The following is a 24,085-nucleotide window of genomic DNA, read 5'->3' on the forward strand; positions in this document are numbered from 1 at the left end:
ACATCTTTGTAATACATTTTGTAATACAAACCGAGGGAAGTAGCGGTAGCTCCACCGGTCCCGGCGCATAGGTGTACGTCTTACCTGATCGCCACTGCGCGTTCGAGCGCGGCAACATCATGACGCCGTGGCGCCCCACACTGTTTACACCCGATAACTTGGGCTAATCGCTCACGGACTGGTTTGTGGCACGGTCAGTGGCCACCCTTGCCACAGATGCTCACTGATGGGCAGGCCCTCGCGCGGCCAAATAATTGACCTAAGGTCAATTATTTGGATACCGGTTAGGCCCACTATAACCTGAGCCGGCAAATACATTCGAAGTTTTAAATTGGTTTTAAACTAACCCAATATATTCTTTTAAATCAATGACTTGCAGGACGTAGGCGTGAGGGGTAGAGTCGAGGACCAGGCTTGACTTGGGAGCGGTATCGTGGCGCAGCAAGACGCGTTGGAAACGCAGTACCTCCGCGCCTTTGGTGCGGTATTGTCTGCAGCTCAGACCGCTCAGGTGCTGGGTTACCGGAGCACCGCGGCACTAGCCAAAGCACGCTCTCGCGGCCAACTGCCGATCAAGATGTTCGCGCTGCCGCATCGACGCGGCCTATTCGCGAATACGGTAGATATCGCAGCCTGGATGACCTCCCAGCAGTCCAGCGTCGAAGGATAACCGCGCCCTCTTCACGGAGAGTCATTGCATGACCAGCTGAGATAAGCACTCCGAACTACGGAAATGAAAATGCCCCCGTTGGCGCGGGGGCATTTGCCTCTCGTCGGAGCGAGCGGCGGTGGAGCACTTGATGCGTAAGTAGGCTCCCGCATTTCTCCCATGAAGTCAAGCCGTCCGAGGTGGATGGCTGGGCAGGTGCGTCCTTTTTCAAGGTAATTCTTCCCTTGAATACGCTCCCTGTCTTGCCTTGCCTCACGGCGTTGCACACCAGCAGGTGTGTTTGGAGATTCAGGAGCCATCATGTCCCTCGTTTCCTACCTTTCAAGGGCGACTCTCGCGCCCTTGGTGTTGCCGCTACCCACTGACATCACCACTTCGCTGCACAGGCCTGGACCACGGCCGATCGTGGAATGCCAATTCGAACGACGCGAGTTCGAAGGCTGCGACGTTCATGGCTTCCTTTCGCTCAAAGAAGCACGTCACGTTGAGGTAGATGGCATCACCCCTATCGCGGTCGCGCGCTCACTGGAATGCAATCACAAAGTCGCCGCGTACACGGTATGTCCCGTGTCGGTGCCACAGGGGGTGGCTCATGCCGAGTAACCCGCTGCCCTTTGAGCCGCGCGTGCTGACCAAGTCGGAACGCCGCCGCGGCGACTTGTATGCGTTCAACTCCCCGAAGCTGGGTCGTCGCGTGGAGCTCATCGAGTGCGTGCGCATGGCCGTAGCACTACGCTTCGAGTTCAATCCGCTCACCTTGGCCTACGTCGAACGACCGCGCACCCTGGATGTGCAGGGCGATCCGGTGGAACTGGACTTCTGGACCCGCGAGCCGCGGGGCCGCGAGCGCTTCTGGTTGGTCGTGGCGATCGACGACACCTTGAGCCCGCGCTCTCCCCGGCGTGAGTACCGGCGTGCGCGCGCGCTGATGGAAGCGGCGCAGCTCGCGCAGCTGTCGTTGGAGTTCTGCTACGAGGAAGACCTCCAGAAGGACGCCGCTTCGCTGGGGACCTGGTATCGCCTCCTGCCGTACGCGCAAACCGCCCTGACCTTGCCCAACCGCGAGGCCTTGCGCACTCAGGTGATGGCGCAATTCGACACGCTCACGCGGGCGAGCTTCGACCAGATTGAGAGCGCGCTGCGGGGCTTCCATGCCGCGGATGTGCGCGCGATCACCGTTGACCTTGTGTGCACCGGCCAACTGGCACTGGTCGATTCGGCGCATCTGACGCGCTTTAGCGTGCTCGAACGGAGAAGCGCCCATGGCCAAGCATGATCTTACCGCGATCGTCGGTGTTGACTTACGCACGTGGCCGCGGCCTCCGGTGGACGGTATCAAAGAGGAATATCAGGCGTCCTACTTGTCACGTTGCAATGCATTGCAGGCGGTGGCCGGCGGCATGTCATTCCGGGCGGCCGCGGCCCGCTATGGCGTCGATCCGCGCACCGTCGCGAACGATGCGGAAAAAGCGCCGCAGCTGCATACCGACAAGAAACCGTTGGGCTTTCGAGCTTGTATTCCGTTCCGGCATCGTTTGTCCAAGCCGCTGTCCGACGAGGCGGTTCCGGTGGCGCCGCCGACCAAGGGCGTGGCCTACTCGTTCTCGCGCCTGCTCGACGCCTATTCGGACTTGAAGGATCTCGTGTTGGCCTACAACGGGCCGTTGCCATCCGGCAAGGCGAAGACGCGCGCCTTCGATCGGCACTTCGGCAGCTTCAAGGCGAAGGCCCGCACGCTGTTGGACAAGGGCACGTATCCACTGTGTGAACCCGACGAAGGACGCCGCGCGCTGCACAACTATCACAAGCGCGTGCGCAAGCAGCGTCGCGAGGCCGGCGGCGCTGAAGTTGACGCGACGCCGCCGACGACCAAGCGTTTCAATCAGCTGTTCACCCTCGCACCCTTGGACCGGTGCGAGTTCGATGCGCACAAGCAGGACGTCGACTGGGTGCTCGACATTCCGCATCCCGACGGCCAGCTTGTGCAGCGACGCATCACCAAGGTCACTTTGCTCGCACTGGTGTGTGCCGCCAGTCGCTACCTGCTCTCTCACCTGCTGGTACTAGGCGAATACAACCAGTTCCATGTCTTGCGGCTGTTTAGTAACGCGCTCAAACCATGGTCGCCAAGAGAGCTCATCGTCCCGAACATGCACTACGCCGAAGGGGCAGTGCTGGGCTTGCCTTTCGACGAGCACGACTGCTGTGGCCGTCCGATCGTATCAGCAGGTGACAACGCGATGTCGCACCTGGCGAAGTTGCCCGTCGACAATCTGGTGGATCACTTCCGGGGGGTGTTCAACTTCGGTCGCGCACACGTTCCTGAGGGCCGGCCGATCATTGAAGCCTTCTTCCGCCGCTTGGAGCAAGGCGCGCTGCGAGGTATCGCTGGCGGCTTCCACCCGCAATCGCGAGCCAACGAAAAGAAGGTCCCCACCTCGTACCTGCGTTCGGAAGATCATCCGCTGCATTGGGAAGGCATGTTGGACTTGATGGACGTGATCGCATCCGGTCACAACGTAACCCCGCACAGCGGCCTGCACAATCGCTTGCCAAAGACGGTTCTGCACACGCACCTAGCTTCTGGCTGGACCTGGCAGGCGACTGAAGCGGCGCGCGATGCTCTTCGTGTGGCGACGATTCGTCTCAACGTCCGCATCCGCGGCGATGAAGCTGCACGTCGCCAACCCTTCGTCCAATACAAGGATGCGATCTATCGCAGCCAGCGGCTAAATGGACAGTGGGGTCGAATTGGCGAATCCTTCCCAGCCGAGGTGAGCATCGAGGACCTGCGGCACTTGGTCTTGCTCGACCCGACGGACCACACGCCTTGGTCAAGGCTGGCAGCATTGCCCCCATGGCAGCAAAGTCCCCATGACTTGCATCTGCGCCAGTTAATCAATAACGCGCGCCACCGCGGTCTGATCGAGATTGCCGGTGCCAGCGACGCGGTCAAGGCGTACCACGCCTTCGCCCACGAAGAGGCGCTCAAGGCCCGTACGGTCGCCGACCAATTCGCCCGTCTGCAGATCCAGCACGGCGTCGCGGCCAACGCCAACGGGAACGCTGGACCTGCCGACCCGCCGCCCGTCGTGCAACCGCGCGCGGGCAAAGCCTCTTTCGCTCTGCACAAGGACTGATGCCCATGAATGCGATTATCGACTTCCTGTTGCACCCGTTACTGCAGCTGTTTCGTCCACTGATCGCCACCCACTCGATCGAACGCGTCGCGGATGCGATCAACGCAGCTATCGACATGGGCTATCGGGGCTTGGGTGTGTTTGGCTTTGCTCGCTTCGGCAAGACCGAATCGATCACTTACCTCATCGATCATCCCTTCTGGCTCGCACAGCGCCCGGCAGCGATGTTGCGCGTGGATGCTCCCGACACGCACAAGCGCACAGACAGCAGCTTCTTCCGGAGCCTGCTGACACTGCTGGGCGTGCGTGTTCCCTCGCGAGCCAACCCGGACGAACTTTGCACGCAGCTGATGGGGCGCCTCATCGAAGTGGCTCAGAACTCAAGAACTCATTTGATCATCCTGTTTCTGGACGAAGCCCAGCGCCTGCTGCCGGCCGACTACGAGCACCTGGTCACGCTCGACAACCGCATGACGCGGGCTGGCTATTACTTCTTCGTAGTACTCTTCCACCAGCGAGACATCACCGGGTTCAGCAATGAAGTGCTGCCCAGCAACGATCATCCGCCGCACGTAACCGGCCGCTTCCTAGTGCGCAAGCACGAATTCACTGGTCTGGTCGGTGTGGATGAGGTTGCCTACGCTCTCACACGCTACGACGAAGGGACCGAGTGGCCGCCAGGCACCGGTATCAGCTACACGCAGCACTTCGCCCCGGATGCGTTCGCCAATGGCTTTCGTCTGGCCAATTACGCGCAGCGTTTGTGGGATTGCGCCAGCCACCTGCGCGCCGAAGCGAGACTGCCAACTGAGTGGACTTGGCCCATGAAGAGCTTCGAAGCCACGGTCGTGTACCTCCTGACGGCAACCATACCCTGCACACCGAGTTTCGAGTCCTTCGATGACGAGCAGCTCATCGCTGCGCTGAGGGCCGCCGGCCTGGTTGAATTGGAGAAGTCGCGCCACACCTACCAGCCGCAGGGGTGCCGATGAACACCGCGACGGTCCTGCCGATGCTTGACCCGCGCTTACTAGGGGAACATTGGGAAAACTACGAAGGCACTTCCAGCTTCGGCGTGTTCTGGCGCGCCACCCGACTCAATCATCTGCACCGACGCGACCTACGCAGCTTCCTTCACTTAAGCCTGCGCGCCGGCGATGATGCCTTCGCCCGGCTGACGCGCGGCATCCCCCAGCAGGCCGCGTTGCGTTTCAGCTTTCCAGAATCGGAGTTCATCGAGAAGAGCTATTGGCGGCCGGAAGAGTGGTGGCCATTCGGGGGACCGATGCCCTTCGAGCAGATGTCGTGGCGGCTGCGGGTGTGCCCTGTCTGTGCTCGCTCTTGCTACCATTGCCTGCTATTCCAGATGCCCGGCGTGGTTTGCTGCCCGTGGCACGGCGTGGCGTTGATCGATACCTGTCTCAAGTGCGAGAGACCCTTGGCGGTGGATATTCAGCGCGACCTGCCGGTGGGCCGGTGTCGTTGCGGACACGATTTGGTCCACTACGTGGCCAGCGTCGAGGGCGAGGCATCGGTGCGGGGACACAAACACACTGCGATCGAAGTCTATCTGCGACGCGCGGCATCGAGTCGTGGCCGCACCTGGCTGATCGCCCCCGAAGAGTTCGACGATCGAGCGTGGACCGCCTTGCACTGGTTCGGCAATGGCGCTCCGAAAACCGGGGCCTTGTTGTCGGAACGGGTGGGGCTGGATCACAGCGTGCGGTTCACCTCGGGTCGAGTGGGACCTAAAAGTGGACTGGAAAGCGCTCAGCCGAGCTTGGCCGCCCTGCCGTTAGAGTGGTTTGTCGCTTTTCAGCGCATCGGCGCACAGCTACTCGCAATGGTGCCTCGCGAGCACCTGCCCACGTTGGTAGGGCCAGCCAGCGACATGCGGCGGGCTTTCGGCCAACTGCCCGCCTTCCCGGGCAGCCGCGAGATGTACTTGTCCACAGAGGTCCTGGATCGATCCGTGCTGAGGTGCGCAGGCCTGCTCGCGGCGATCGTGGCGAACTCCGCGGGGCGTCGCACCTTCGTCCAGCCCGGTCTCAGGCAGCGTATCTGGGACAACACCCACGGGCTTCGCTTGGTGGATGCGCTGGTACGCCGGATCTTGACGCGGGGCTACGCCGACGGGTTGCGGGTAGCCCTCGGGCGCCATGTCCCGGCGCTGTATGACGCTCAACATAACCGGCCGGTTCGGCGCCTGCCTTGGGTATTGTTGGACCTCCCGGAGGGCGAGCTGCCGTCCGCTCGAATTGGCTGGACGCGCCAGCGCGGAACCTTCTAAGCGGCCAGGGGCCGGCGCCCGGGTAGGAACAATCCCCTGATCAGCGAGGGTGCTGCATAGTTTCCTGCCGGGTGCCGTTCCTGAGGCAGAGATTTCTGGGGCCGAGGCGCATGCGGCATGGATTTATGCGCCGGGAGGCGCACATACTTGACCTTGATGGGATCTACCTTCCTAGGGTTTTCAGTTAGTTAGAATTTGCACCCTTCTGTGCGGCAGACAAAAGAAACGCCCCGGCGCCAGCCGATAAACGCCCTTTTTCTGACCCACAATCACCCGCTTTTCGTATCTCGTCCAAGAACACGCCCGGACGAAGGAACAACCGCTCACAACATGCCCTTGATGCTCTCGCGACTGGTGGATCGCAGCTGCCGAATTGTGCACCCGGACGTCGTAAGGTCTTGGCCGATGGGCAGCCGCTGCTGGTGCTGGCTAACAATATGCCCTCTCGCTTTCTGAACTCGATGAAAAATTGCCCTGATGTACACCGCACTCATTGGGTTTCCGAGTTTTGCACCGCGCTCTTGTGGATACGGGGCGCATCCAAGGTGGACCGACCAGAGTTCCGTAGACACTCATTCGCCGCTCTGCGCGTAGCGCTTTTCGAACTCTACCGGTGACATGCCGCCAGCGGAACCATGCCGGCGGATCGGGTTGTAGAACATCTCGATGTAGTCGAACACGTCCGAAGCAGCAGTGGCTCGCGTCGGGTAGATCCGCCGCTTGATCCGCTCCTTCTTCAGGACGCTGAAGAAGCTCTCGGCCACGGCGTTGTCGTGGCAGTTCCCGCGACGGCTCATGCTCTGCACCATCCGGTGTGCCTTCAGGAACGACTGCCAGTCGCTGCTGGTGAACTGGCAGCCTTGGTCGGAGTGGACCATCACGCCCGGGCCGGGCTTGCGCCGCCATGCCGCTGCCATCAGCGCCTGCAGCACCAGGTCGCTGGTCATCGTCGGCGCCGTCGCCCATCCGACGATCTGGCGCGAGTACAGGTCCATCACTGCCGCCAGGAACAGCCAGCCTTCGTAGGTGCGGATGTAGGTGATGTCCGTGACCCAGACCTTGTTCGGGGCGTGCGGCGAGAAGTCCCGGTTGAGCACGTTTGCCACGGCACCGACCGGACCGCCGCGGTGGCGCGGCTTGCCGCCGTAGCCCACCTGCGCCCGCAGGCCCTCCGCCTTCATCAGCCGCCAGACGCGATGCCGGCTGCATCGCTCGCCAGCTTCCCGCAGATCCAGCGCGATCTTGCGATAGCCGTACACCGCACCGCTAGCCAGCCAGTGGTGCCTGATCAGCCCGAGCAAACGCTGGTCCTCGCGCTCGCGGGCACAGGCTCCCTGGCGCAGCCAAGCGTAGTAGCCGCTGCGGTGCACGCCCAGCACCCGGCACATGGCGACCAGGCGGAACTCGCGGATGTGCGCGCGCATGAACGCGTACTTCGCCCTTACCCCTTGGCAAAGTACGCGGCGGCTTTTTTTAGGATGTCGCGCTCCTCGGTCACGCGCCGCAGCTCGGCCTTCAGCCGGCGGATCTCGGCCGAGTCGCTTGGCGCCGCTGTCGCGCCGGACACCGGTACCGTCTTCCTGGCCACCTGCACCCAGCCATACAGCGTGTGCTTGGGGATCCCGATCCGGGAGGCGACGTCCACCACCGTAAAGCCGCGCTCCAGCACCTGCTTCACCGCTTCCGCCCGGAACTCATTCGTGTACTGCTTGCTGTTGCCCATAAACACCTCGGTCATTGCCATCAATTATGGCGTCCGGATGTCTATGAAAAGCTGGTCGGTCCACAGACCCTCCAACAGAACCTCGTCAACCGCCCCGAATACCTGATCGCTCCGCATGGGTTGTCCAGCGACCAGAACACTTGGCTCAACCTCTCTGCAGTCGACCCAACGGCAGCCAGTTTCTGCGGCGAGTTGCTGGACAGGGTGATCTCAGGTCTGGATGTGCGCGACGATGGATGTAGCCGATCCCTTCAGGCTGCCCGATCCCATGCGTTGGATGGGGTCTCGGGGCGACGCCACGTGACTAGAGCGCTGGAAGCCATCCTTGCCCGGGCGTATTCCCAAGGTTTGGAGAATGTACTCAGGTCTATGATGACCGGCGGGAAGGCGCCTGCGCGACAACGCTGGGTCTTGCCCACCGCAGAGATCGTAATCGGGAACGAGGTGGTTCGTTCGGTCAGGGTATGCTGGACGCCAACACGTCCACCCCCTTCCAGGCGTACAGTCGATATCCCGACGTCCATTTCACCCGCGCCAAAGCACAAGACTGGATCCAAGCCGTCGGCAACGCAGCTGCGGACCCGGAACCGACTGGCGCGCCGAGCTCGCAAAGTACGACAGAAGAAATAGCGGGCAGATCGTCGGCAGTTCGAGGAAATTATGGGCGGTTACTGGTAGTTCTGTGAGTTCCGGGCGTGTTGTTGGCAAGAAAATCTCCGACGAAACGCCCAGCTAGTTCGCGCTTCTCTTTTGATATCAGCCAGTTAGCTTCAGGGCGAATGCTCCGCGTCAATCACTTGCCATTGGCATCTGCGCTGGCAGCGTGCCAAATGCCAGCCCATGTTCCCTGCCAAGACGGCTCTGGCAGAACGCTTCGGTCACTTCCGCCTGGCCGGCTTGAATCAGCTGCGCTGCCTGCAGGGCAAGCGCCATTTGCTCGGTGAGTGCCCGCGCCCGCAGTTCCATGGGTTCAGCGCTGCCAAGTTCGCGCCGCAAGCGATCGCAGGCGTGGTCGAAGTCCGGGTGCCCGCCGCGTGCGAGCTCCAGCTCGTCGAACAGGACTTCGCGAGCTAATGGCTCGCGGGCCAGCGTGCGTAGCACGTCCAGGCACTGGATGTTGCCGCTGCCTTCCCAGATCGAGTTCAGCGGTGCTTGGCGATACAGCCTGGGCATCATCGTGCCTTCGATATAACCGATCCCGCCAAAGGTCTCCTGCGCTTCGTTGACGAATGGCGTGCATCGCTTGCAGACCCAGTACTTACCGATGGCCGTGGCCAAGCGCGCGAATGCCGCTTCCCGCGGGTCGCGTGGCGCCGCGTCCACCGCGCGTGCCACGCGCAGCGCCAGTGCCAGCGCAGCCTCGGATTCCAGCGCCAGGTCGGCCAGCACGTTTTGCATCAACGGCTGGGTGCCAAGTCGCTTGCCGAAGGCCATGCGTTGCGGGGTGTAATGCAGTGCCTGCACCAGTGATTGGCGCATCAGCGCGGCAGAACCCAACATGCAATCCAGCCGGGTCAGCGCCACCATTTCCAGAATGGTGGCCACGCCGCGCCCTTCCCCGCCCACCATCATGGCAAGCGCGCCTTGCAGTTCGACCTCCGCGCTGGCGTTGCTCCAGTCGCCCAGTTTGTCTTTCAACTGCTGGATGCGGATGGCGTTGACCGTTCCGTCCGGCGCGAATCGCGGCAGCAGGAAGCAGGACAGGCCACCCGCAGATTGCGCCAGCACCAGGAACGCATCGCTCATCGGCGCGGATACGAACCATTTGTGGCCCACCAATTCGTACCATGCGCCCGGCCCGCGCCCCGATACCGCCGTCGCGCGGGTGGTATTGCTGCGCACGTCGGAGCCGCCCTGCTTCTCGGTCATGCCCATGCCGATGGTGGCGGCGGCCTTGTGCGCAGCCGGCAGGAAGCGGGGGTCGTACTCGGCTGACAGCACGCGCGGCAGCCATTCGTCGGCAACCTGCGGCTGCTGGCGCAGCGCCGGAACGCTGGCATAGGTCATGGTCAGCGGGCATTCGCTGCCCTGCTCGGCCTGCGCGTGCAGATACACAAGCGCGGCTCGGGCAACGTGGGCGCCGGGCTTGGTTTCGTTGCGCCAGGCGAAGTTGGGCACGCCGTGGGCGAACGCCAGCCCCATGATGCGATGGTAGGCCGGATGGAATTCGACCTGATCCAACCGCCGGCCCTGCACATCGAACAGCCGCAGCTGCGGCCGATGCTGGTTGGCCAGTGCGCCCAGTTCCATCAATTCGCCGCCGGCAACCCGCCCATACGCGGCCACGTCGGAGTCAGCCCAGCCGGCACCATGGCGGTGCAGCGACTCGCGCAAGGCACTATCGGTGGAGAACGCGTCATAGGCGCCCAACGGCTGCGGGAGATTGTGCGGCGCATGGGTGGCGAATGATTCGCCCGGGGCGCCGTGCCTGGAATCGTCCGAAGTCGGTTGCCCGTTCATGGTCAGGATCTCGCGCTATCGCCTGTCAGGCGGGCGCGTCATGCGCCCGCGTACCGCGTGCATTTGCGAGGTAACCGTACACCGCAACCAGCAGTACCACCAGTTGCGCCAGCAGCGATTGCCACGTGGGGGAGATGCCCAGCCAATCGATATGTGGCGCCCGCACCAGGCCCAGGCCGATCCAGCCGGCTTCCTGCAGCGCGGTGACGCCCTTGCCGGCCAGCACGACTGCCAGCAGCGCGATCAGCAGCGAACTGGCGGCGAAAAACTTGCCGATGGGCAACTGCATCCCCAGCCGCAGCAGTGCGAAGGCCACCAGCGCGAGCACGGCTGCGCCCGCCAGCAATCCAGCCAGAATTGCGCTGGCCGAGTCCGGGTTCCACATGGCCGCATAGAACAGAATGGTTTCGAAGACTTCGCGATAGACAGCCACGAACGCGAACAGGAACAGGAACCACATCGAGCGGCGCCCGGCCGCAGCCGAGACCTTGGCATGCAGATACTGCTGCCAGCGGCCCGCCATGCTTTTCCGGTGCATCCAGATGCCGACACTGAGCAGCACCAGTGCGGCGAACAGGGACGACAGGCCTTCGGTCAACTCGCGGTGGGCGCCACTGATGCTGACCAGCCAGGTGGCGGCGACCCATGTCGCCGCGCCAGCCAGCAACGCGCCCGACCAACCAGCATGCACCCATGGCAATGCATCACGGCGTTCGGCGCGGCGCAGGAACGCGATCATGCCGATCACGATCAACAGCGCCTCCAGCCCTTCACGAACCAGGATGGTGAAGCTGCCCAGAAAATCCGCGGCGGCGTCGCTGCGTGAGTCTTGCAAAAGCACATCGGCCTGATCGAACAACGCGTCGGCACGGTCGGCGGCGGCGGTGACCTGTGCAAGCGCCGCGCCCTCGCCGATGCCCGCACGCACGCTTGCCATCGCGGCCTCGATCGCGTGCAGCAGCGCCGGGTCGCGCGCGGCCAGCATCGGTTCAACCGGTTCCACGCCATCCAGATAGGCCGACAAGGCCAGGCTCCCGGCACGCCCATGGTCGCCTTCACGGTAGGCCTGGAGGCTCGCCTGCAGGCGCGCCTTGGCATATGCCAGCGAGCCACCCTTGCCTGCATCGGCGCTGATCGCCTGCGGATGGGCGCGCAGGTAGGCCGTGATTGCGCGTGCCTGCTTGGCATCCAGCCATTGCTCCAGCTGCACCTGGCTGCTGCGCGACAGCGCCTCCAGCGACGGCAATGCGTCATGCAACCTGGGCGTGTTGCGCCATATCTCCTCGCCTGATGCGCGATCACCCTGCCCATAGGCAAGGCTGCCGACGTGGAATGCAAGCGCCCAGCGATCCGCGTCGGACAAACGCGCAAAGGCCGGCATCGCAGTCCTCGGCACGCCGTGGGTGATCGCTTCGTACAAGGCCAACGGGCTGCGTCGTGCCGCGCGCTCCGCGTTGGAAAACGCCACCGGCGGCGGATCCATCGACGCAGCAGCGGCGCCATCCCCGTTCCCGCTGCGGCCGTGGCAGGCGGCGCATTGCTCCGTGTAGAGCTGCGCGCCGCGTTGCAGGTCCGGCACCTTTGCAAGGACGGCGGGCACCCCATATGTCGCCAGCAGGTCGTTGGCCAGTGCATGCGCCGCATTGGCAACGTCCGGCGCGGGCGCCCGCGTGGCAATCCGCTGGACCAGCGCGTCGGCAGCCGCCAGCAGCGCGGCATGGCGGGAGGTGTCGGGCAGCGTGTGGATGTGTTCGCGTGCGGTTGCGGCAAATTCCCGCATTTCCGCATATTCGCTCGCGTTCAACACCTTGCCGTCGCGAACGGCTCCGGAATAGTCGGCGGCGATATAGTCGAGCAGCTGCCACGCCTGGCGAACCTCATCCTGCGGCGGTGACGCAGCCACCACTGGCCCCTGCCCCACCAGCAACAGGGCCAATACCATCAGCCATCGCCAACCTCCCGGGAACATGGTGCCTGCCTGCTCGCAACTGGTCATCGAAGTGTAGTTGTTTTTGATGTAAATGGGAATCGTTATTATCCAAAGCCTGTACCCATGCCACGGCTTCGCGGGAAAAGTGCGCCCGGCCTGCGGTGTAAGCTTGTCCCGACCCGCGCGGCAACAAGAATCCAGCCATGGCGCCAGCCAACGACACGTACACGCCTCGTCCCGAGGCGCAGGCCGAGATCCACCGGCTGGGCGCCAGCGGGCCCACCCTCAATTCGGTGATTGCCGCGGTGGGCGGCGGGCAACGCCGGCTGGCCCTGTTGCATATCGATGTCGATGGCATCGGCGCCATCAACGCCACCTTGGGCGAAAGCACCGTCGAACAGGCGCTGGTGGTCGTGGCCCGGCGCCTGCTGATGGCCACGCCGGCAGGCGGCTGGCTGTGGCGGTTGGGCAGCGAGGAATTCATTGCTGCGGTGGCCTACAGGGACGGCGAGCCCGACGGCGAGGCGCTGGCCGAATGCCTGCGCGATGCGTTCGATACGCCGGTCCAGGTGCCCCCGTTCGTTCTTGACGTCACCTTGTCCCTCGGTATCGCGATCTATCCGGACCACGCGCTGGATGCTGCGGGCCTGTTGGTGGCGGCAGAACAAGCGATGCGCCGTGCCAAGCGCAGCGGCCCCGGCGGGCAGGTCGTGTATGGAGCAGAGCCGGCAGCAGACACGCAAACCGATCCCGCCCGCGAAAATCCCGGGCATCGATTCGTGGATGCCATTGCGCAAAGCGAATTCAGGCTCTACTACCAGCCCGTGGTCAGCGCGCAGGACGGCAGCATCGTGGCCTGCAGCTCGCTGCTGCGCTGGCACAACACGCAAGAGGGCGTGCTGCGCGCCAATCGCATCCTGCCTGCGGTGGAACGTGCTGGACTGGCCGGTGCGGTGGGACTGTGGACCATCGAAACCGCCATCCGCCAGGTCCACCGCTGGCGCGACATGGGCATTGATTACCTGTCCGCGTCCGTGCCATTGGAAAGCTCGCTGCTCAACCGCAGGGAGTGTCTGGACATGGTGGGTGAACTGCTGCATCGGCACGATGTGGCAGGGAGCGCCATCGAGTTCGAGATATCCGAAAGCGTCCTGGCGATGGATGGGCCACACGTGGCCGACAACCTCGTTGGCCTGCGCGCAATGGGAGCAACGCTGACCTTGGCGGATTTCGGCATGCGCGGGCTCAGTCTGGGCGCCCTGGCGCTGCACCCGCTGGATCGTTTGAAGATCGACCGCAGCTTCCTGCGCAACATCACCAGCAACCCGCGCCGTGCCGCACTGGTGCGCGGCATCATCGCCATGGGCCACCGGCTGGGAATGACCGTGGTGGGCAAAGGCGTGGAAACCGATGCCGAACTCGGGTTCCTGCGGCGCAACCAGTGTGATTTCTTCCAGGGCTATCTGTTCAGTCCACCGCTGCCCGGCACCGACATCGACGAACTGCTGCGCCGCCGCTTCCTGCTCCCGCACGTGTTCCAGGAAAGCGCGATCCAGCAGCCCGCGCGCACCCTGCTGCTGCTGGATGACGAAGACAATGTGCTGCGCGCATTGGTGCGCCTGCTGCGGCGCGACGGCTATCGGCTGCTGACCGCAAGCAGCGTCAGCGAGGCGTTCGACCTGCTAGCACGCAACGATGTCCAGGTGATCGTGTCCGACCAGCGCATGCCGGACATGAGCGGCACCGAGTTTCTGGGGCGGGTTCGCGATATGTACCCTGACACCGTGCGACTGGCGCTGTCAGGCTACACCGACGTGGCCACGATCAGCGATGCCATCAACCAAGGGGCGGCCTATCGTTTCCTGATCAAGCCCTGGAACGATGCGGAGCTGCGTGGACACATTCGCGCGGCTTTTCGATTGGCCGAGCAGCGCCGCAGCGGCGCCGAGCAGGCGGTGGACGACGCCTAGCCGGACACTTCCGGTGCATTGTCCGGAACCGGCTGTTTGATCGGCAGCACGACGCGGAACGTGGTGCCCTGCCCCACGCGGCTGGTCACGTCGATGCGCCCGTGGTGCTTGCTCACGATGCCATACGAAATGGCAAGTCCCAAACCGGTGCCGCGGCCAATGGGCTTGGTGGTGTAGAACGGGTCGAACAGGTATTGCATGGCTTCGGGGGGGATGCCGCAGCCGCTGTCGGCAATGCTGATCCAGACCTCGCGCTCGTCGCAGCCGCTGGCGAGCACGATGGTGCCGCGCTGTTCGATGGCCTGTCCGGCATTGAGCAGCAGGTTCAGGAACACCTGGTTGATTTCCGATGCCAGGCAGTCTACCTGCGGCAGGCTGGTGTAGTGTTTTTCCAGCCGGACTTTGTATTTCAGGTCGTTCCAGACGATGTTGAGCGTGGAATCCAGCCCCTGCAGCAGATCGGCCGGTTGCATCTGCTGGTCGCGGCCGACCCGCGAGAAATCCTTGAGGTCCTGCACGATCTTGGTGACGCGCTCGATGCCTTCACGCGATTCGTTCAGGAGATTGGGCAGGTCGCCGATGATGTAGTCCACGTCCAGCACCTGACGCGCCTGCTGCACCGCCTCGCGGTGTGCGGAAGGATCATCGGAGAGCAATGCTTCCTGGTACTTGTCCAACAACGTCAGCAGCGCGCTGGAGTAGTCCTGCAATGTGCCGAGGTTGGAGCCGACATAGCCGATCGGGTTGTTGATCTCGTGCGCCACGCCAGCGGCAAGCTGGCCGATGGAGGCCATTTTTTCCGATTGCAGCAATTGTTCCTGCGTACTGGCCAGGCGGTCCACCGTGCGCTGCAACTGCTCGAACTGGCGTTGGCGTTCGCCGCGATCGCTGATATCCACCAGCACCATGATGCAGCGGAGGGCATCGGGCGCATGTCCGAAGTGGATTTCCAGCGCCAACGGCGACGACGGCGTTGGGCGTGCAATCGCCCGCCACGTGCCCTTGCGGGCTGCAGCGGCCCAGTCCTGCTCGGAGACCAGTTGCAGCAGCGACTCCGGCCCGCTGCCGGGCTGGAGCTTGTCCGCCAGCGCGCGTGCCGCCGGGTTGGCGACATGCAGGCGATGGTTGCCATCGAGGAAAAGAATGGGGAATTCGATGGCACTGGCAGCCCAGGTCGCGTCATCGCTCCACAGCGGACTTGACGCCGTGTCGCGCTCGTTCATCCACAGCCCAGCCAGCGGGAATTGACGCGTGCGCCAGTGGCGTATCCGGAACCGTTATAGGTGCTGCTTGCCTCCACCCTGCCCAGATGGCGCAAGGTCCACGCAACCTCGCGGCGACGGCGTGCCAGCAGGACGGCATTGGCGCGATTGAGTTCGTGCAGTTCGCCGACACGCGCCATGTCGTCGGGCCCGGCGGTGCGTTCGGCGGCGGCCAGCGCATCCAGCTTGGCTTGGGTGGACTGCAGCAGCGCATCGACATCGTGTTCCAGCAGCGCACGCCGTTCGGCCTGCAGGGCCAGTTCGAGTGCGTCGAGTGGAGCCACGGTCGTGGTCATTTCAGCAATTCGCGTTCCAGTGCCAACAGCCGCTTGGCCACTTCCTGCGGGTCGATTTCATAATTGCCCGAGTCGATGGAATTGCGCAGCTCTTTGATGCGCGCCATGTCCAGCTTCGCAGGCGTGCCCAGTTCCTTTGCCATCGCCTTCAGGCCCACGGCCTCGCCGGTCAGGCGCAGGCTGTCCACGGGCGGCGTGGCGGCAACGGATTCGCGGGTGGATCCGGCGCGGGCGCTGGTGGACTCGGTGACGACAGGAGTCTCCACGGGCTTCGCCGGCAGGCCGCCTTCGATTTTCGTGGTCATGTCGGTACTCCAGATCGGGTTGGGTCGATTGCAGTAACGGCCGGCCGGAAGCGAACTTTAGGGCAAGCGCTTGCCGGGTTCAATTGAGTATCTCCACCGTCCCGTCGGCGGCCAGCCGGCCCCGGATGATCCGATGCGAGCTGTCATTTTCCACGTTCACGATGCCGCCGGCGCTTGCCTGGCCAAGCGCCTTGCCGCCCATCCGGACCTCGGTCCCGCCGATGCTGACGCGCAGCACCACCGGGTCGCCTCGTTTCACGGTGACGGCATCCGCGACGGAATCTGAATGGTCCGGCAGGGCGCGAACGATGCGGGTGCCCGGCTTGCGCACCGGGACATACAGCCGCCAACCCGGTGTATCCGGGCACTGCACTTCGGCAACGGCGGGGGTACTTGGAACCGCCACCAGCGGTTGGCTGCAGGCGGTCAGCCGCAACCCGGGCGCAATCATGGCCTGGGCCGTGGCATCCGCCTGCAGCGCGGCCAGCGCGGCTGCGCGAATCGGCTGCAGGTCCTGCTGCGCTTGCGCCGCTGCGCAACCGCAGGCGCTCGCAAGCAACAGGCCGGACAGGATGTTCCATGAAAATTGCATCGCACGCTCTTCGTAGCCAGCAGGATTCGGGTTGCTGATCAGGCTCTACAAAGCAATAAGCATGCCGGGCTCAAGCTGGCGCCTCCCAGGCCGACAATACCCGCATGGCCCGTAACCAATTACTAGACCGCATTGATCAACGTATCCGCCTGGCCGGCCACAACCGGCTGGCCCTGCTGCTATTTCGGCTGGGCGGGCGTCAGCTTTTTGGCGTGAACGTGTTCAAAGTGCAGGAAGTGCTGCCGCGTCCGCAGCTGTTCACCATGCCGCAACTTCCCGGTGGCTTCCTAGGGGCTGCCGACATTCGTGGGCGAACCGTGCCGGTTCTGGACTTGGCCAGCGCCATCGGCCAGCCCACCGACGGGCCCGCCAATTATCTGGTCGTGACCGAGTTCAACCGCTCCGTGCAGGGGTTTTTGGTCTCGGCGGTGGATCGCATCGTCAACATCGCGGTGGAAGATGTGCAGCCGCCGCCCGAGCTGGGTGGCGACCCGCACTACCTGACTGGCGTGACCCGCTACCACGATGAGCTGATCCAGCTGGTGGACGTGGAAAGCGTGCTGGCAGAAGCCTTGCCGCCGCCCGCCAGCGCCGCGACGATTGCCCCGGTGATCGGCGCCGGCGGGCGCGAGGTACTGGTGGTGGACGACTCGCGCGTGGCCCGCAACCAGATCCGGCAGGTTCTGGACCAGTTGGGTCTGACATGCACGCAGTTGTCCGACGGGCGTCAGGCGCTGGACCATCTCAAACAGCTGGCGGCGGGCGGGCAGCGGCCAGCGGATCGCTATGCGATGGTCATCTCCGATATCGAGATGCCCGCGATGGACGGCTACACGCTGACGTCGGAAATCCGTCGCGACCTGATGCTCAATGATCTGTACGTGCTGTTGCATACATCGCTGTCGGGGGTGTTCAACCAGGCGATGGTGGAGCGCGTTGGGGCGGATGACTTCGTTCCGAAATACTCGCAGCAGGAATTGGCCGACAGGATCACCGCAAGACTTGATGTCGTGGCAAAGAAAAGTTCTGCAAGGCAATGATCTTGATGGAATTTACGAGATATATCCAAGCGGCGTCCCGATGCATGCGGCAGTGCATGCCCGCCCGGGCATGCCGATGCTTGAGGGCCACCAAGCGCCTTGCGCGAGGCTGCACGTTGCCCACGCCCTGATCTGACCGCGCGCGTTCGCCAGGCCTGCAACGCAGCGCTTGCGTCTTTGGCACACCATTTGCTTTCTCTCATGCGAGCAACCCCGTTGGAGGGGCGTATGAGCGATTTCCTTGGCATCCACGGCGCCGCGCTGATCTTGCGAGAGCAGCGACTGCAGGTGCTTTCCACCAATTTGGCCAACGCCGACACCCCCGGCTTCCAAGCCCAGGACCTGGACTTCAATTCCGCCCTGCAGGCCGCGTTGTCGCCGGCGACAGGGGCCGGCGGCAGCGATCCCTACCAGGCTGCTGCAGCCGGTGCGCGCCATGCCCGGCCAAGCTCGCAGCCCAGCCTGGACGGCAATACGGTGGACAGCGCGCGCGAGCAGGCCACGTTTTCCCAGGCGGCGCTGGAGTACCGGGCCTCGATGACATTCATCGAATCCAAGGTGAGAACCATGCTCACCGCCATTACTGGTGAATGAGGAGTACGCCGTGAGCAACCTCCCGATTTTTGATGTGGCCGGATCCGCGATGCAGGCGCAATCGGTGCGCCTGAGCACCATCGCCAGCAACCTGGCCAATGCCAACACCGTTGCAGGTACCGCCGAGGGCGCGTATCGCGCCAAGCAGCCGGTGTTTTCGGCCGACCCGATTGCGGGGAATCCGGCACTGGCCGGGGTCCAGGTCACCGAAGTGCGCGACAGCACTGCCGCACCGGTGAAACGCTACGAGCCCGGCCATCCGTTGGCGGATGCACAAGGTTATGTGTATGCGCCCGACGTGGATCCGGTGGCGCAGATGGTGGACATGATCTCCGCTTCGCGCAGCTATCAGGCCAACGTGGATGTCTTCAAAAGCGCCAAGGATTTGGCCGTTGCCACTCTCAACATGGGCCGCTGAACATGAGTACCGTCAATCCCGCTTCTTCCAGTTCCGACAGCGCGTATGCGCAGTACTCGCTCCCGGGGGCGACCAAACAGTCCACCGGGGCGATGGGGCAGGCCGACTTCCTGCAACTGATGACCCAGCAACTGAAAAACCAGGACCCGCTCAACCCGATGAAGGGCGCGGAGTTCCTTGGCCAGTTGGCGCAGTTCTCCACCGTGCAAGGCATCGAGAACATGCAGCAGGCGATGAATTCGATGGCCAGCGTGATGGAAAACGACCAGTCGCTGCGCGCGGCGGCGCTGGTGGGCCACGACGCGCTGGTGGAGGTTGACAGCGTGCAGTTGGCCGCAGGTGCCGGGGCCAGCGGCGAAATCGTCGCCAATCGCGGCGGCCCGATCCAGCTGGAGGTGGTCGATGCCAGCGGGAAAGTGGTGAGCCGCGTCAGCGTGGATGCCGCCAGTGACGGCCCGGTGGCATTCCACTGGGACGGCACCGATGAAAACGGTGACGCCGTGCCCGCGGGTCAATACAGCTTCCGCGCCAGCAGCGGCACCGGTACGGACACCGAAGCCCTGTCGGTGCGCCTGGCGGCGCATATCGACAGCGTTTCCATCGAATCCCAAGGATTGGTCCTCAACCTCGCCGGTCTCGGCGGCTATCCCTTGTCTTCCATCCGTCGCATTGGCTGATCGCAGCCGACTTCCCTACTCCAGGAGCGCACCATGAGCTTTCGCATCTCCGTCAGCGGCATGAATGCCGCCAGTTCCGATCTCGACGTTACCGCGCACAACATCGCCAACGTGAACACCAGTGGTTTCAAGGGGTCCCGCGCCGAGTTCGCCGACGTGTTCGCCGTTTCCGCCTATGGCCTGTCGCAGCAGGCGATTGGTGCCGGCGTGCGGCTGGCTGCAGTGGCCCAGCAGTTTAGCCAGGGCAACGTGGACTTCACCGGCCGCGCGCTGGACCTGGCGATTTCCGGCGAGGGCTTCTTCACCCTGTCCGACAAGGGGGCGACCGTGTATTCGCGCGCCGGCAACTTCGGCACCGATTCGGATGGCTATGTGGTCAACCCGGCGGGCCAGCGCCTGCAGGTGTACGAACCCAATGTCGCCGGCGGCTTCGATACCGGCCGCCTGGGTGATCTGCGCCTGCCCAACGGCGATTCGCCGCCGGCAGCGACCACCAAGGTCACGCTGGAAACCAACCTGCCGGCAGCGGCGACTCCGCCCACGGTGACCCCGTTCGATCCGAACGACCCCACCACCTACAACCAGACCACCTCGCTGACGATTTACGACTCGCTGGGTGCGCCGCATACGCAGTCGATGTATTACGTCAAGACCGCCAACCCGAACGAATGGGAGTTGAACACCTATGTCGACGGCGCTGCCGTTGGCCCGGCGCAAACCCTGCAGTACGACAGCGCCGGCACCCTGACCTCCCCGTCCCCTGCGCAAATTGCCCTGCCCGCCTACACCCCGACCAACGGTTCGGCGGCGTTGAGCATCACCCTGGATCTGGGCAAGTCCACCCAGTACGGCACCTCTTTCGGCATCCAGACGCAGACCCAGGATGGCCACGCCACCGGGCGCATCACCGGCATCGACATCTCGCCCGAGGGCGCCGTGTCGGCGCGCTACACCAACGGCGCGGTGCAGCAGCTGGGGCAGGTGGCGCTGACCAATTTCGCCAACCCGCAGGGCCTGCAGTCGCTGGGCAGCAATTCCTGGGGCGAGACCTATCGCTCCGGCCAGCCGCTGCACGGGCAGGCAGGGTCGTCCAACTTCGGCCTGGTCCAGGGCGGCGCGCTGGAGGCATCCAACGTCAACCTCACTGAGCAGTTGGTCAACATGATCACGGCGCAGCGCAACTTCCAGGCCAATGCGCAAATGATCCAGACCCAGGATCAGATCGCGCAGACCGTGATCAACATCCGCTGATGAGGCAGTCCGCCCCTGCGCATGCGGGGGCGGAGGGAGGCAACGATGACAGACCGTGCCATTTACATTGCCATGACCGGCGCCAGTGCCATGCTGCGCGGCCAGGCCACCGTGGCGAACAATCTGGCCAATGCCGACAGCACCGGTTTCCAGGCCGCGCTGGATGCCACGGTTGCCGCACCGGTGCAGGGCGCCGGGTTTGCTTCCCGGGTGGCAACCAGCGAACGCACGCTGGGCGTGGACGCGCGCGCCGGCGCCATCAACCAGACCGGCAATCCGCTGGATGTCGCGCTGAAGCCGGAGCGCTGGCTGGCCGTGCAGGATTCCAGCGGCGGCACCGCCTATACCCGCGCTGGCGACCTCAGCATCAATGCCAACGGCATGTTGATGACCTCGCGCGGCCAGGCCGTGTTGGGCAACGACGGCGCGCCGTTGTCCATCCCCGCCTACCAAAGCATCGGCATCGGCAGTGACGGCACGATCTCCATCGTTCCGCAGGGGCAGCCCGCCTCCACCATCACCGAAGCGGGAACCCTGCAGGTGGTGGCCGCCAGGACCACGGAGTTGGAACGCGGCGACGACGGACTGATGCGCCCGCGCCCGGGCGTCCAGCCGCCGCCTGCGACTGGCGCGTCGATGAGCGCCGGCACGCTGGAGGAAAGCAACGTGAACACGGCCGATGCGCTGGTGTCGATGATCGAACTGTCGCGCCAGTTTGAAATGCAGGTACAGCTCTTGCAGAAAGCCGATGAGAACGCCCGCGCCACCAGCTCCATCGTGTCGCTGAGTTGATCCACCCGTATTTGCCCGATTGATACCCCGAGAGGAACGCCGCCATGACCCAGGCCCTGTGGATCGCCAAAACCGGCCTCGATGCCCAGCAGACGAAGATGTCGGTGATCTCCAACAATCTGGCCAACGTCAACACGACGGGCTTCAAGCGCGACCGCGCCAGCTTCGAAGACCTGCTCTACCAGACCATCCGCCAGCCCGGCGGCGCCACTTCCGAACAGACCCAGCTTCCCACGGGCCTGCAGTTGGGCACCGGCGTGCGCGTTGCGGCCACCGCCAAGCAGTTCGTGCAAGGCTCGTTGAACCAGACCGGCAACGCGCTGGATGCGGCCATCAACGGACGCGGATTTTTCGAGGTGTTGATGCCGGACGGAAGCTCCGCCTACACGCGCGACGGCAGCTTCCAGATCAACGCCCAAGGCGAAGTGGTGACCAACGAAGGCTATCCGGTGCAGCCTGGCCTTCAATTGCCCGAAGGCGCCCAGAGCGTGACCATCGGCGCCGATGGCACGGTGAGCGTGCAGATTTCCGGGCAGCCCGCGCCGGTGCAGGTCGGCGCACTGACGCTGGCCGACTTCGTCAATCCCGCAGGCCTGCAATCCCTGGGCGAGAACCTGTTCGCCGAAACCGGCGCCAGCGGCCCGGCGCAGACCGGCGCCCCCGGCACCGGGGGCTTGGGCCGCTTGATCCAGGGCTCGCTGGAGGCATCCAACGTCAACGTGGTGGAAGAACTGGTCACCATGATCGAGACCCAGCGCGCCTACGAAACCAACGCCAAGGCGATTTCAACCACCGACCAGATGCTGGGTTTCCTCAACAACAACGTATGAGTATCGCCATGAGCCGCGCCCCTTCCCTCGCCCGCGTTGCCGTCCTGCTGGTTGTCGCGCTCGGGCTGTCTGCCTGCGCCAGCGTCGGCCGCCTGCAGGGCGATGTGCGGCCATTTGCCGAAGCGCCGCCTTATGCCGCGCTGCCTGCTGTGGCGCCGGCACAGCCCGCCGCACCACAGCCCGGGGACGGCGGCGGCTCGATTTACGCCGGCCACACCGGCAAGGGCTTGCGGCTGTTCCAGGACAACAAAGCCAGCGAAGTCGGCGACTTGTTGACCATCCTGCTGGTGGAAAGCACCACCGCCACCACCCAGGCCAAAACCGCGGTCACCAAGAAAAGCGGCATTGATGTGGGCGTTCCCAGCATCGCGGGCAAGCAAGTCACCGCGCTTGGCGCATCCATTGCGGGCTCCCGCGATTTCCAGGGCGACGGCAACAGCGCGCAGAGCAACAAGCTGGCGGGTTCGGTCACCGTGCGCGTGGTGCAGGATCTCGGCAATGGCAACCTGCTGATTCGCGGCGACAAGCAGTTGCGCCTGAATCAGGGCGATGAGCTGGTTCAGGTTCAAGGGATCGTGCGCCGTGCCGATATCGACCCTGACAACCGGGTGACCTCCGACCGCGTGGCCGATGCCCGCATCGTTTATGGCGGCCGTGGCACCCTCGCACGTTCCAACGCAATGGGTTGGCTTGGCCGGTTCTTCAATTCCGCGCTCTACCCGTTCTGAGGTCGGCGATGATGAAACGCACCCTGACAACGCTGGCCGCTCTGTTCTGCACGCTTCTGCTTGCGCCAGCCCACGCCGAACGCGTCAAGGATTTGGCGCAGGTGGCCGGGGTGCGCGGCAATCCGCTGATCGGGTATGGATTGGTGGTGGGCCTGGACGGCAGTGGCGACCGCACCAGCCAAACCCCATTCACCGTGCAAAGCCTGAAGTCCATGCTGGAGCAGCTGGGCGCCACCATTCCCCCCGGCGTGAACCCGCAGTTGAAGAATGTGGCCGCCGTCGCGGTACACGCGGAATTGCCTCCGTTCGCCAAGCCCGGCCAGCCGATCGACATCACCGTGTCCTCGATCGGCAACGCCGGTTCGCTGCGCGGCGGCAGCCTGCTGATGACGCCGCTCAAGGGCGCCGACGGCGAGGTATACGCCATCGCCCAGGGCAATCTGGTCGTCAGCGGATTCGGCGCATCGGGACGTGACGGCTCCAAGATTTCGGTGAATGCGCCCAACGGCGGGCGCATTCCGTCGGGTGCCATCGTGGAACGCGCGGTGCCGGCGGCAGCCAATTCAGGCAACGTGACCCTCAACCTGCACGAGGCCGATTTCACCACCGCGTCGCGCATCGTTTCGGCGGTGAACAGCGCGTTTGGCAGTGGCCGTGCGCATGCGCTGGACGGCGTCACCATCGAAATCAACCCGCCGCCGGGCGACCGCATCGCCTTCCTGGCCGCGCTGGAAGCGCTGGACGTGGATCCGGGCACGGCGGCTGCCAAGGTCATCGTCAATGCCCGCTCCGGCACCGTGGTGATGGGTGGCCAGGTCACTGTCCTGCCGGCCGCAGTGGCTCACGGCTCATTGACCGTCACCATCAGCGAGGCCACCCAGGTCAGCCAGCCGGGGCCGTTTGGCGGCAAGGGGCAAACCGTTGCGGTGCCGCAGTCCACGGTCAGCGCCACCACCGAGGGCAACCACATGGTGTTGTTCCGGGGCGGCACCTCGCTGGAAGACATCGTGCGCGCGGTGAACGCGGTTGGCGCGGCACCGGGCGACATCGTCGCCATTCTGGAAGCCCTCAAGCAAGCCGGCGCGCTGCGCGCCGAGCTTGAAGTGATCTGACCATG

General features: G+C 64.2%; 22 protein-coding genes. 15 read left to right on the forward strand and 7 right to left on the reverse strand.

Annotated elements, in window-relative coordinates:
- The first annotated feature begins 433 nt into the window (after positions 1-433).
- The 5 genes from LIW09_RS06230 (at position 434) to LIW09_RS06250 (ending at position 6,100) form a co-directional block, all read left to right on the forward strand.
- Positions 434-670, forward strand: a complete 237-nt coding sequence (locus LIW09_RS06230; RefSeq protein ID WP_256647080.1) for a hypothetical protein — start codon at positions 434-436, stop codon at positions 668-670.
- A 625-nt stretch (positions 671-1,295) separates the two neighbouring features.
- On the forward strand, positions 1,296-1,946 hold the full coding sequence (locus LIW09_RS06235; RefSeq protein ID WP_256647081.1) for a hypothetical protein: 651 nt from the start codon (positions 1,296-1,298) through the stop codon (positions 1,944-1,946).
- On the forward strand, positions 1,933-3,810 hold the full coding sequence (locus tag LIW09_RS06240) for a hypothetical protein (RefSeq protein WP_256647082.1): 1,878 nt from the start codon (positions 1,933-1,935) through the stop codon (positions 3,808-3,810). The genes LIW09_RS06235 and LIW09_RS06240 overlap by 14 nt, the downstream gene beginning before the upstream one ends.
- A 5-nt stretch (positions 3,811-3,815) precedes the next feature.
- The gene (locus LIW09_RS06245; RefSeq protein WP_256647083.1) at positions 3,816-4,802 is read left to right on the forward strand and encodes an AAA family ATPase; all 987 of its coding nucleotides are present in this window, start codon (positions 3,816-3,818) and stop codon (positions 4,800-4,802) included.
- Positions 4,799-6,100: a TniQ family protein gene (locus LIW09_RS06250; RefSeq protein ID WP_256647084.1), complete on the forward strand. Its 1,302-nt coding sequence runs from the start codon at positions 4,799-4,801 to the stop codon at positions 6,098-6,100. The genes LIW09_RS06245 and LIW09_RS06250 overlap by 4 nt, the downstream gene beginning before the upstream one ends.
- 572 nt (positions 6,101-6,672) lie before the next feature.
- Here the strand turns inward: LIW09_RS06250 and LIW09_RS06255 are convergent.
- The 3 genes from LIW09_RS06255 to LIW09_RS06265 form a co-directional block, all read right to left on the reverse strand.
- Positions 6,673-7,823, reverse strand: a protein-coding gene (locus LIW09_RS06255) for an IS3 family transposase (protein WP_425507929.1) whose coding sequence is annotated in 2 segments (ribosomal slippage) — positions 6,673-7,577 and positions 7,577-7,823 — 1,152 coding nt in all. Because the reading frame shifts where the segments join, the coding sequence is not laid out codon by codon here.
- Between the two features lie 789 nt (positions 7,824-8,612).
- The gene (locus LIW09_RS06260; protein ID WP_256647085.1) at positions 8,613-10,283 is read right to left on the reverse strand and encodes an isovaleryl-CoA dehydrogenase; all 1,671 of its coding nucleotides are present in this window, start codon (positions 10,281-10,283) and stop codon (positions 8,613-8,615) included.
- A 25-nt stretch (positions 10,284-10,308) separates the two neighbouring features.
- Complete coding sequence (locus tag LIW09_RS06265; RefSeq protein ID WP_256647086.1) at positions 10,309-12,225, reverse strand: FTR1 family protein; 1,917 nt, start codon at positions 12,223-12,225, stop codon at positions 10,309-10,311.
- 191 nt (positions 12,226-12,416) lie between these two features.
- Here LIW09_RS06265 and LIW09_RS06270 point away from each other — a divergent pair, with 191 nt between their 5' ends.
- On the forward strand, positions 12,417-14,183 hold the full coding sequence (locus tag LIW09_RS06270) for an EAL domain-containing protein (RefSeq protein WP_256647087.1): 1,767 nt from the start codon (positions 12,417-12,419) through the stop codon (positions 14,181-14,183).
- Here LIW09_RS06270 and LIW09_RS06275 read toward each other — a convergent pair.
- The 4 genes from LIW09_RS06275 to LIW09_RS06290 form a co-directional block, all read right to left on the reverse strand.
- Positions 14,180-15,406: an ATP-binding protein gene (locus LIW09_RS06275; RefSeq protein WP_256647088.1), complete on the reverse strand. Its 1,227-nt coding sequence runs from the start codon at positions 15,404-15,406 to the stop codon at positions 14,180-14,182. The two genes, LIW09_RS06270 and LIW09_RS06275, sit on opposite strands and share 4 nt — an antisense overlap.
- Complete coding sequence (locus tag LIW09_RS06280; RefSeq protein ID WP_256647089.1) at positions 15,403-15,741, reverse strand: flagellar protein FlgN; 339 nt, start codon at positions 15,739-15,741, stop codon at positions 15,403-15,405. The genes LIW09_RS06275 and LIW09_RS06280 overlap by 4 nt, the downstream gene beginning before the upstream one ends.
- Complete coding sequence (gene flgM, locus LIW09_RS06285; RefSeq protein WP_256647090.1) at positions 15,738-16,046, reverse strand: flagellar biosynthesis anti-sigma factor FlgM; 309 nt, start codon at positions 16,044-16,046, stop codon at positions 15,738-15,740. The genes LIW09_RS06280 and flgM overlap by 4 nt, the downstream gene beginning before the upstream one ends.
- A 79-nt stretch (positions 16,047-16,125) precedes the next feature.
- Positions 16,126-16,638: a flagella basal body P-ring formation protein FlgA gene (locus LIW09_RS06290; RefSeq protein WP_256647091.1), complete on the reverse strand. Its 513-nt coding sequence runs from the start codon at positions 16,636-16,638 to the stop codon at positions 16,126-16,128.
- Between the two features lie 104 nt (positions 16,639-16,742).
- Between LIW09_RS06290 and LIW09_RS06295 the strand changes: the two genes are divergently transcribed.
- From LIW09_RS06295 to LIW09_RS06335, 9 genes are all read left to right on the forward strand, one after another.
- Positions 16,743-17,678 carry a chemotaxis protein gene (locus tag LIW09_RS06295; protein ID WP_256647092.1) on the forward strand — a complete coding sequence of 312 codons (936 nt, stop codon included), beginning with the start codon at positions 16,743-16,745 and terminating at the stop codon, positions 17,676-17,678.
- A gap of 216 nt (positions 17,679-17,894) precedes the next feature.
- Positions 17,895-18,272 (forward strand): flagellar basal body rod protein FlgB, encoded by a 378-nt coding sequence (gene flgB, locus LIW09_RS06300; RefSeq protein ID WP_256647161.1) that lies wholly within the window; start codon positions 17,895-17,897, stop codon positions 18,270-18,272.
- Between the two features lie 10 nt (positions 18,273-18,282).
- Positions 18,283-18,690: a flagellar basal body rod protein FlgC gene (flgC, locus tag LIW09_RS06305; RefSeq protein WP_256647093.1), complete on the forward strand. Its 408-nt coding sequence runs from the start codon at positions 18,283-18,285 to the stop codon at positions 18,688-18,690.
- A 2-nt stretch (positions 18,691-18,692) separates the two neighbouring features.
- Entirely contained in the window at positions 18,693-19,367 is a 675-nt protein-coding gene (locus tag LIW09_RS06310) for a flagellar hook assembly protein FlgD (RefSeq protein WP_256647094.1), read from the forward strand.
- 33 nt (positions 19,368-19,400) lie between these two features.
- The gene (gene flgE / locus LIW09_RS06315; RefSeq protein WP_256647095.1) at positions 19,401-20,618 is read left to right on the forward strand and encodes a flagellar hook protein FlgE; all 1,218 of its coding nucleotides are present in this window, start codon (positions 19,401-19,403) and stop codon (positions 20,616-20,618) included.
- Positions 20,619-20,663: 45 nt separating this feature from the next.
- The gene (locus tag LIW09_RS06320; protein WP_256647096.1) at positions 20,664-21,410 is read left to right on the forward strand and encodes a flagellar basal body rod protein FlgF; all 747 of its coding nucleotides are present in this window, start codon (positions 20,664-20,666) and stop codon (positions 21,408-21,410) included.
- A 44-nt stretch (positions 21,411-21,454) separates the two neighbouring features.
- Positions 21,455-22,240, forward strand: coding sequence for a flagellar basal-body rod protein FlgG (gene flgG / locus LIW09_RS06325; protein ID WP_256647097.1), 786 nt, complete (start codon positions 21,455-21,457; stop codon positions 22,238-22,240).
- An 8-nt stretch (positions 22,241-22,248) separates the two neighbouring features.
- Positions 22,249-22,968, forward strand: coding sequence for a flagellar basal body L-ring protein FlgH (gene flgH, locus LIW09_RS06330; protein ID WP_256647098.1), 720 nt, complete (start codon positions 22,249-22,251; stop codon positions 22,966-22,968).
- Between the two features lie 8 nt (positions 22,969-22,976).
- Positions 22,977-24,080 (forward strand): flagellar basal body P-ring protein FlgI, encoded by a 1,104-nt coding sequence (locus LIW09_RS06335; protein WP_275114564.1) that lies wholly within the window; start codon positions 22,977-22,979, stop codon positions 24,078-24,080.
- Positions 24,081-24,085: the final 5 nt, after the last annotated feature.

The sequence above is a fragment of the Thermomonas paludicola genome (assembly GCF_024498955.1).
Lineage (GTDB): Bacteria > Pseudomonadota > Gammaproteobacteria > Xanthomonadales > Xanthomonadaceae > Thermomonas > Thermomonas paludicola.

Coding starts and splice junctions, on each gene's coding strand:
- flgE (WP_256647095.1), top strand. CDS start 19,401: ATGAGCTTTCGCATCTCCGTCAGCGGCATGAATGCCGCCAGTTCCGAT.
- LIW09_RS06240 (WP_256647082.1), top strand. CDS start 1,933: ATGGCCAAGCATGATCTTACCGCGATCGTCGGTGTTGACTTACGCACG.
- LIW09_RS06270 (WP_256647087.1), top strand. CDS start 12,417: ATGGCGCCAGCCAACGACACGTACACGCCTCGTCCCGAGGCGCAGGCC.
- LIW09_RS06320 (WP_256647096.1), top strand. CDS start 20,664: ATGACAGACCGTGCCATTTACATTGCCATGACCGGCGCCAGTGCCATG.
- LIW09_RS06335 (WP_275114564.1), top strand. CDS start 22,977: ATGATGAAACGCACCCTGACAACGCTGGCCGCTCTGTTCTGCACGCTT.
- LIW09_RS06250 (WP_256647084.1), top strand. CDS start 4,799: ATGAACACCGCGACGGTCCTGCCGATGCTTGACCCGCGCTTACTAGGG.
- flgG (WP_256647097.1), top strand. CDS start 21,455: ATGACCCAGGCCCTGTGGATCGCCAAAACCGGCCTCGATGCCCAGCAG.
- flgM (WP_256647090.1), bottom strand. CDS start 16,046: ATGACCACGAAAATCGAAGGCGGCCTGCCGGCGAAGCCCGTGGAGACT.
- LIW09_RS06275 (WP_256647088.1), bottom strand. CDS start 15,406: ATGAACGAGCGCGACACGGCGTCAAGTCCGCTGTGGAGCGATGACGCG.
- LIW09_RS06245 (WP_256647083.1), top strand. CDS start 3,816: ATGAATGCGATTATCGACTTCCTGTTGCACCCGTTACTGCAGCTGTTT.
- LIW09_RS06265 (WP_256647086.1), bottom strand. CDS start 12,225: ATGGTATTGGCCCTGTTGCTGGTGGGGCAGGGGCCAGTGGTGGCTGCG.
- LIW09_RS06310 (WP_256647094.1), top strand. CDS start 18,693: ATGAGTACCGTCAATCCCGCTTCTTCCAGTTCCGACAGCGCGTATGCG.
- LIW09_RS06290 (WP_256647091.1), bottom strand. CDS start 16,638: ATGCAATTTTCATGGAACATCCTGTCCGGCCTGTTGCTTGCGAGCGCC.
- LIW09_RS06280 (WP_256647089.1), bottom strand. CDS start 15,741: ATGACCACGACCGTGGCTCCACTCGACGCACTCGAACTGGCCCTGCAG.
- flgH (WP_256647098.1), top strand. CDS start 22,249: ATGAGCCGCGCCCCTTCCCTCGCCCGCGTTGCCGTCCTGCTGGTTGTC.
- LIW09_RS06260 (WP_256647085.1), bottom strand. CDS start 10,283: ATGAACGGGCAACCGACTTCGGACGATTCCAGGCACGGCGCCCCGGGC.
- LIW09_RS06295 (WP_256647092.1), top strand. CDS start 16,743: ATGGCCCGTAACCAATTACTAGACCGCATTGATCAACGTATCCGCCTG.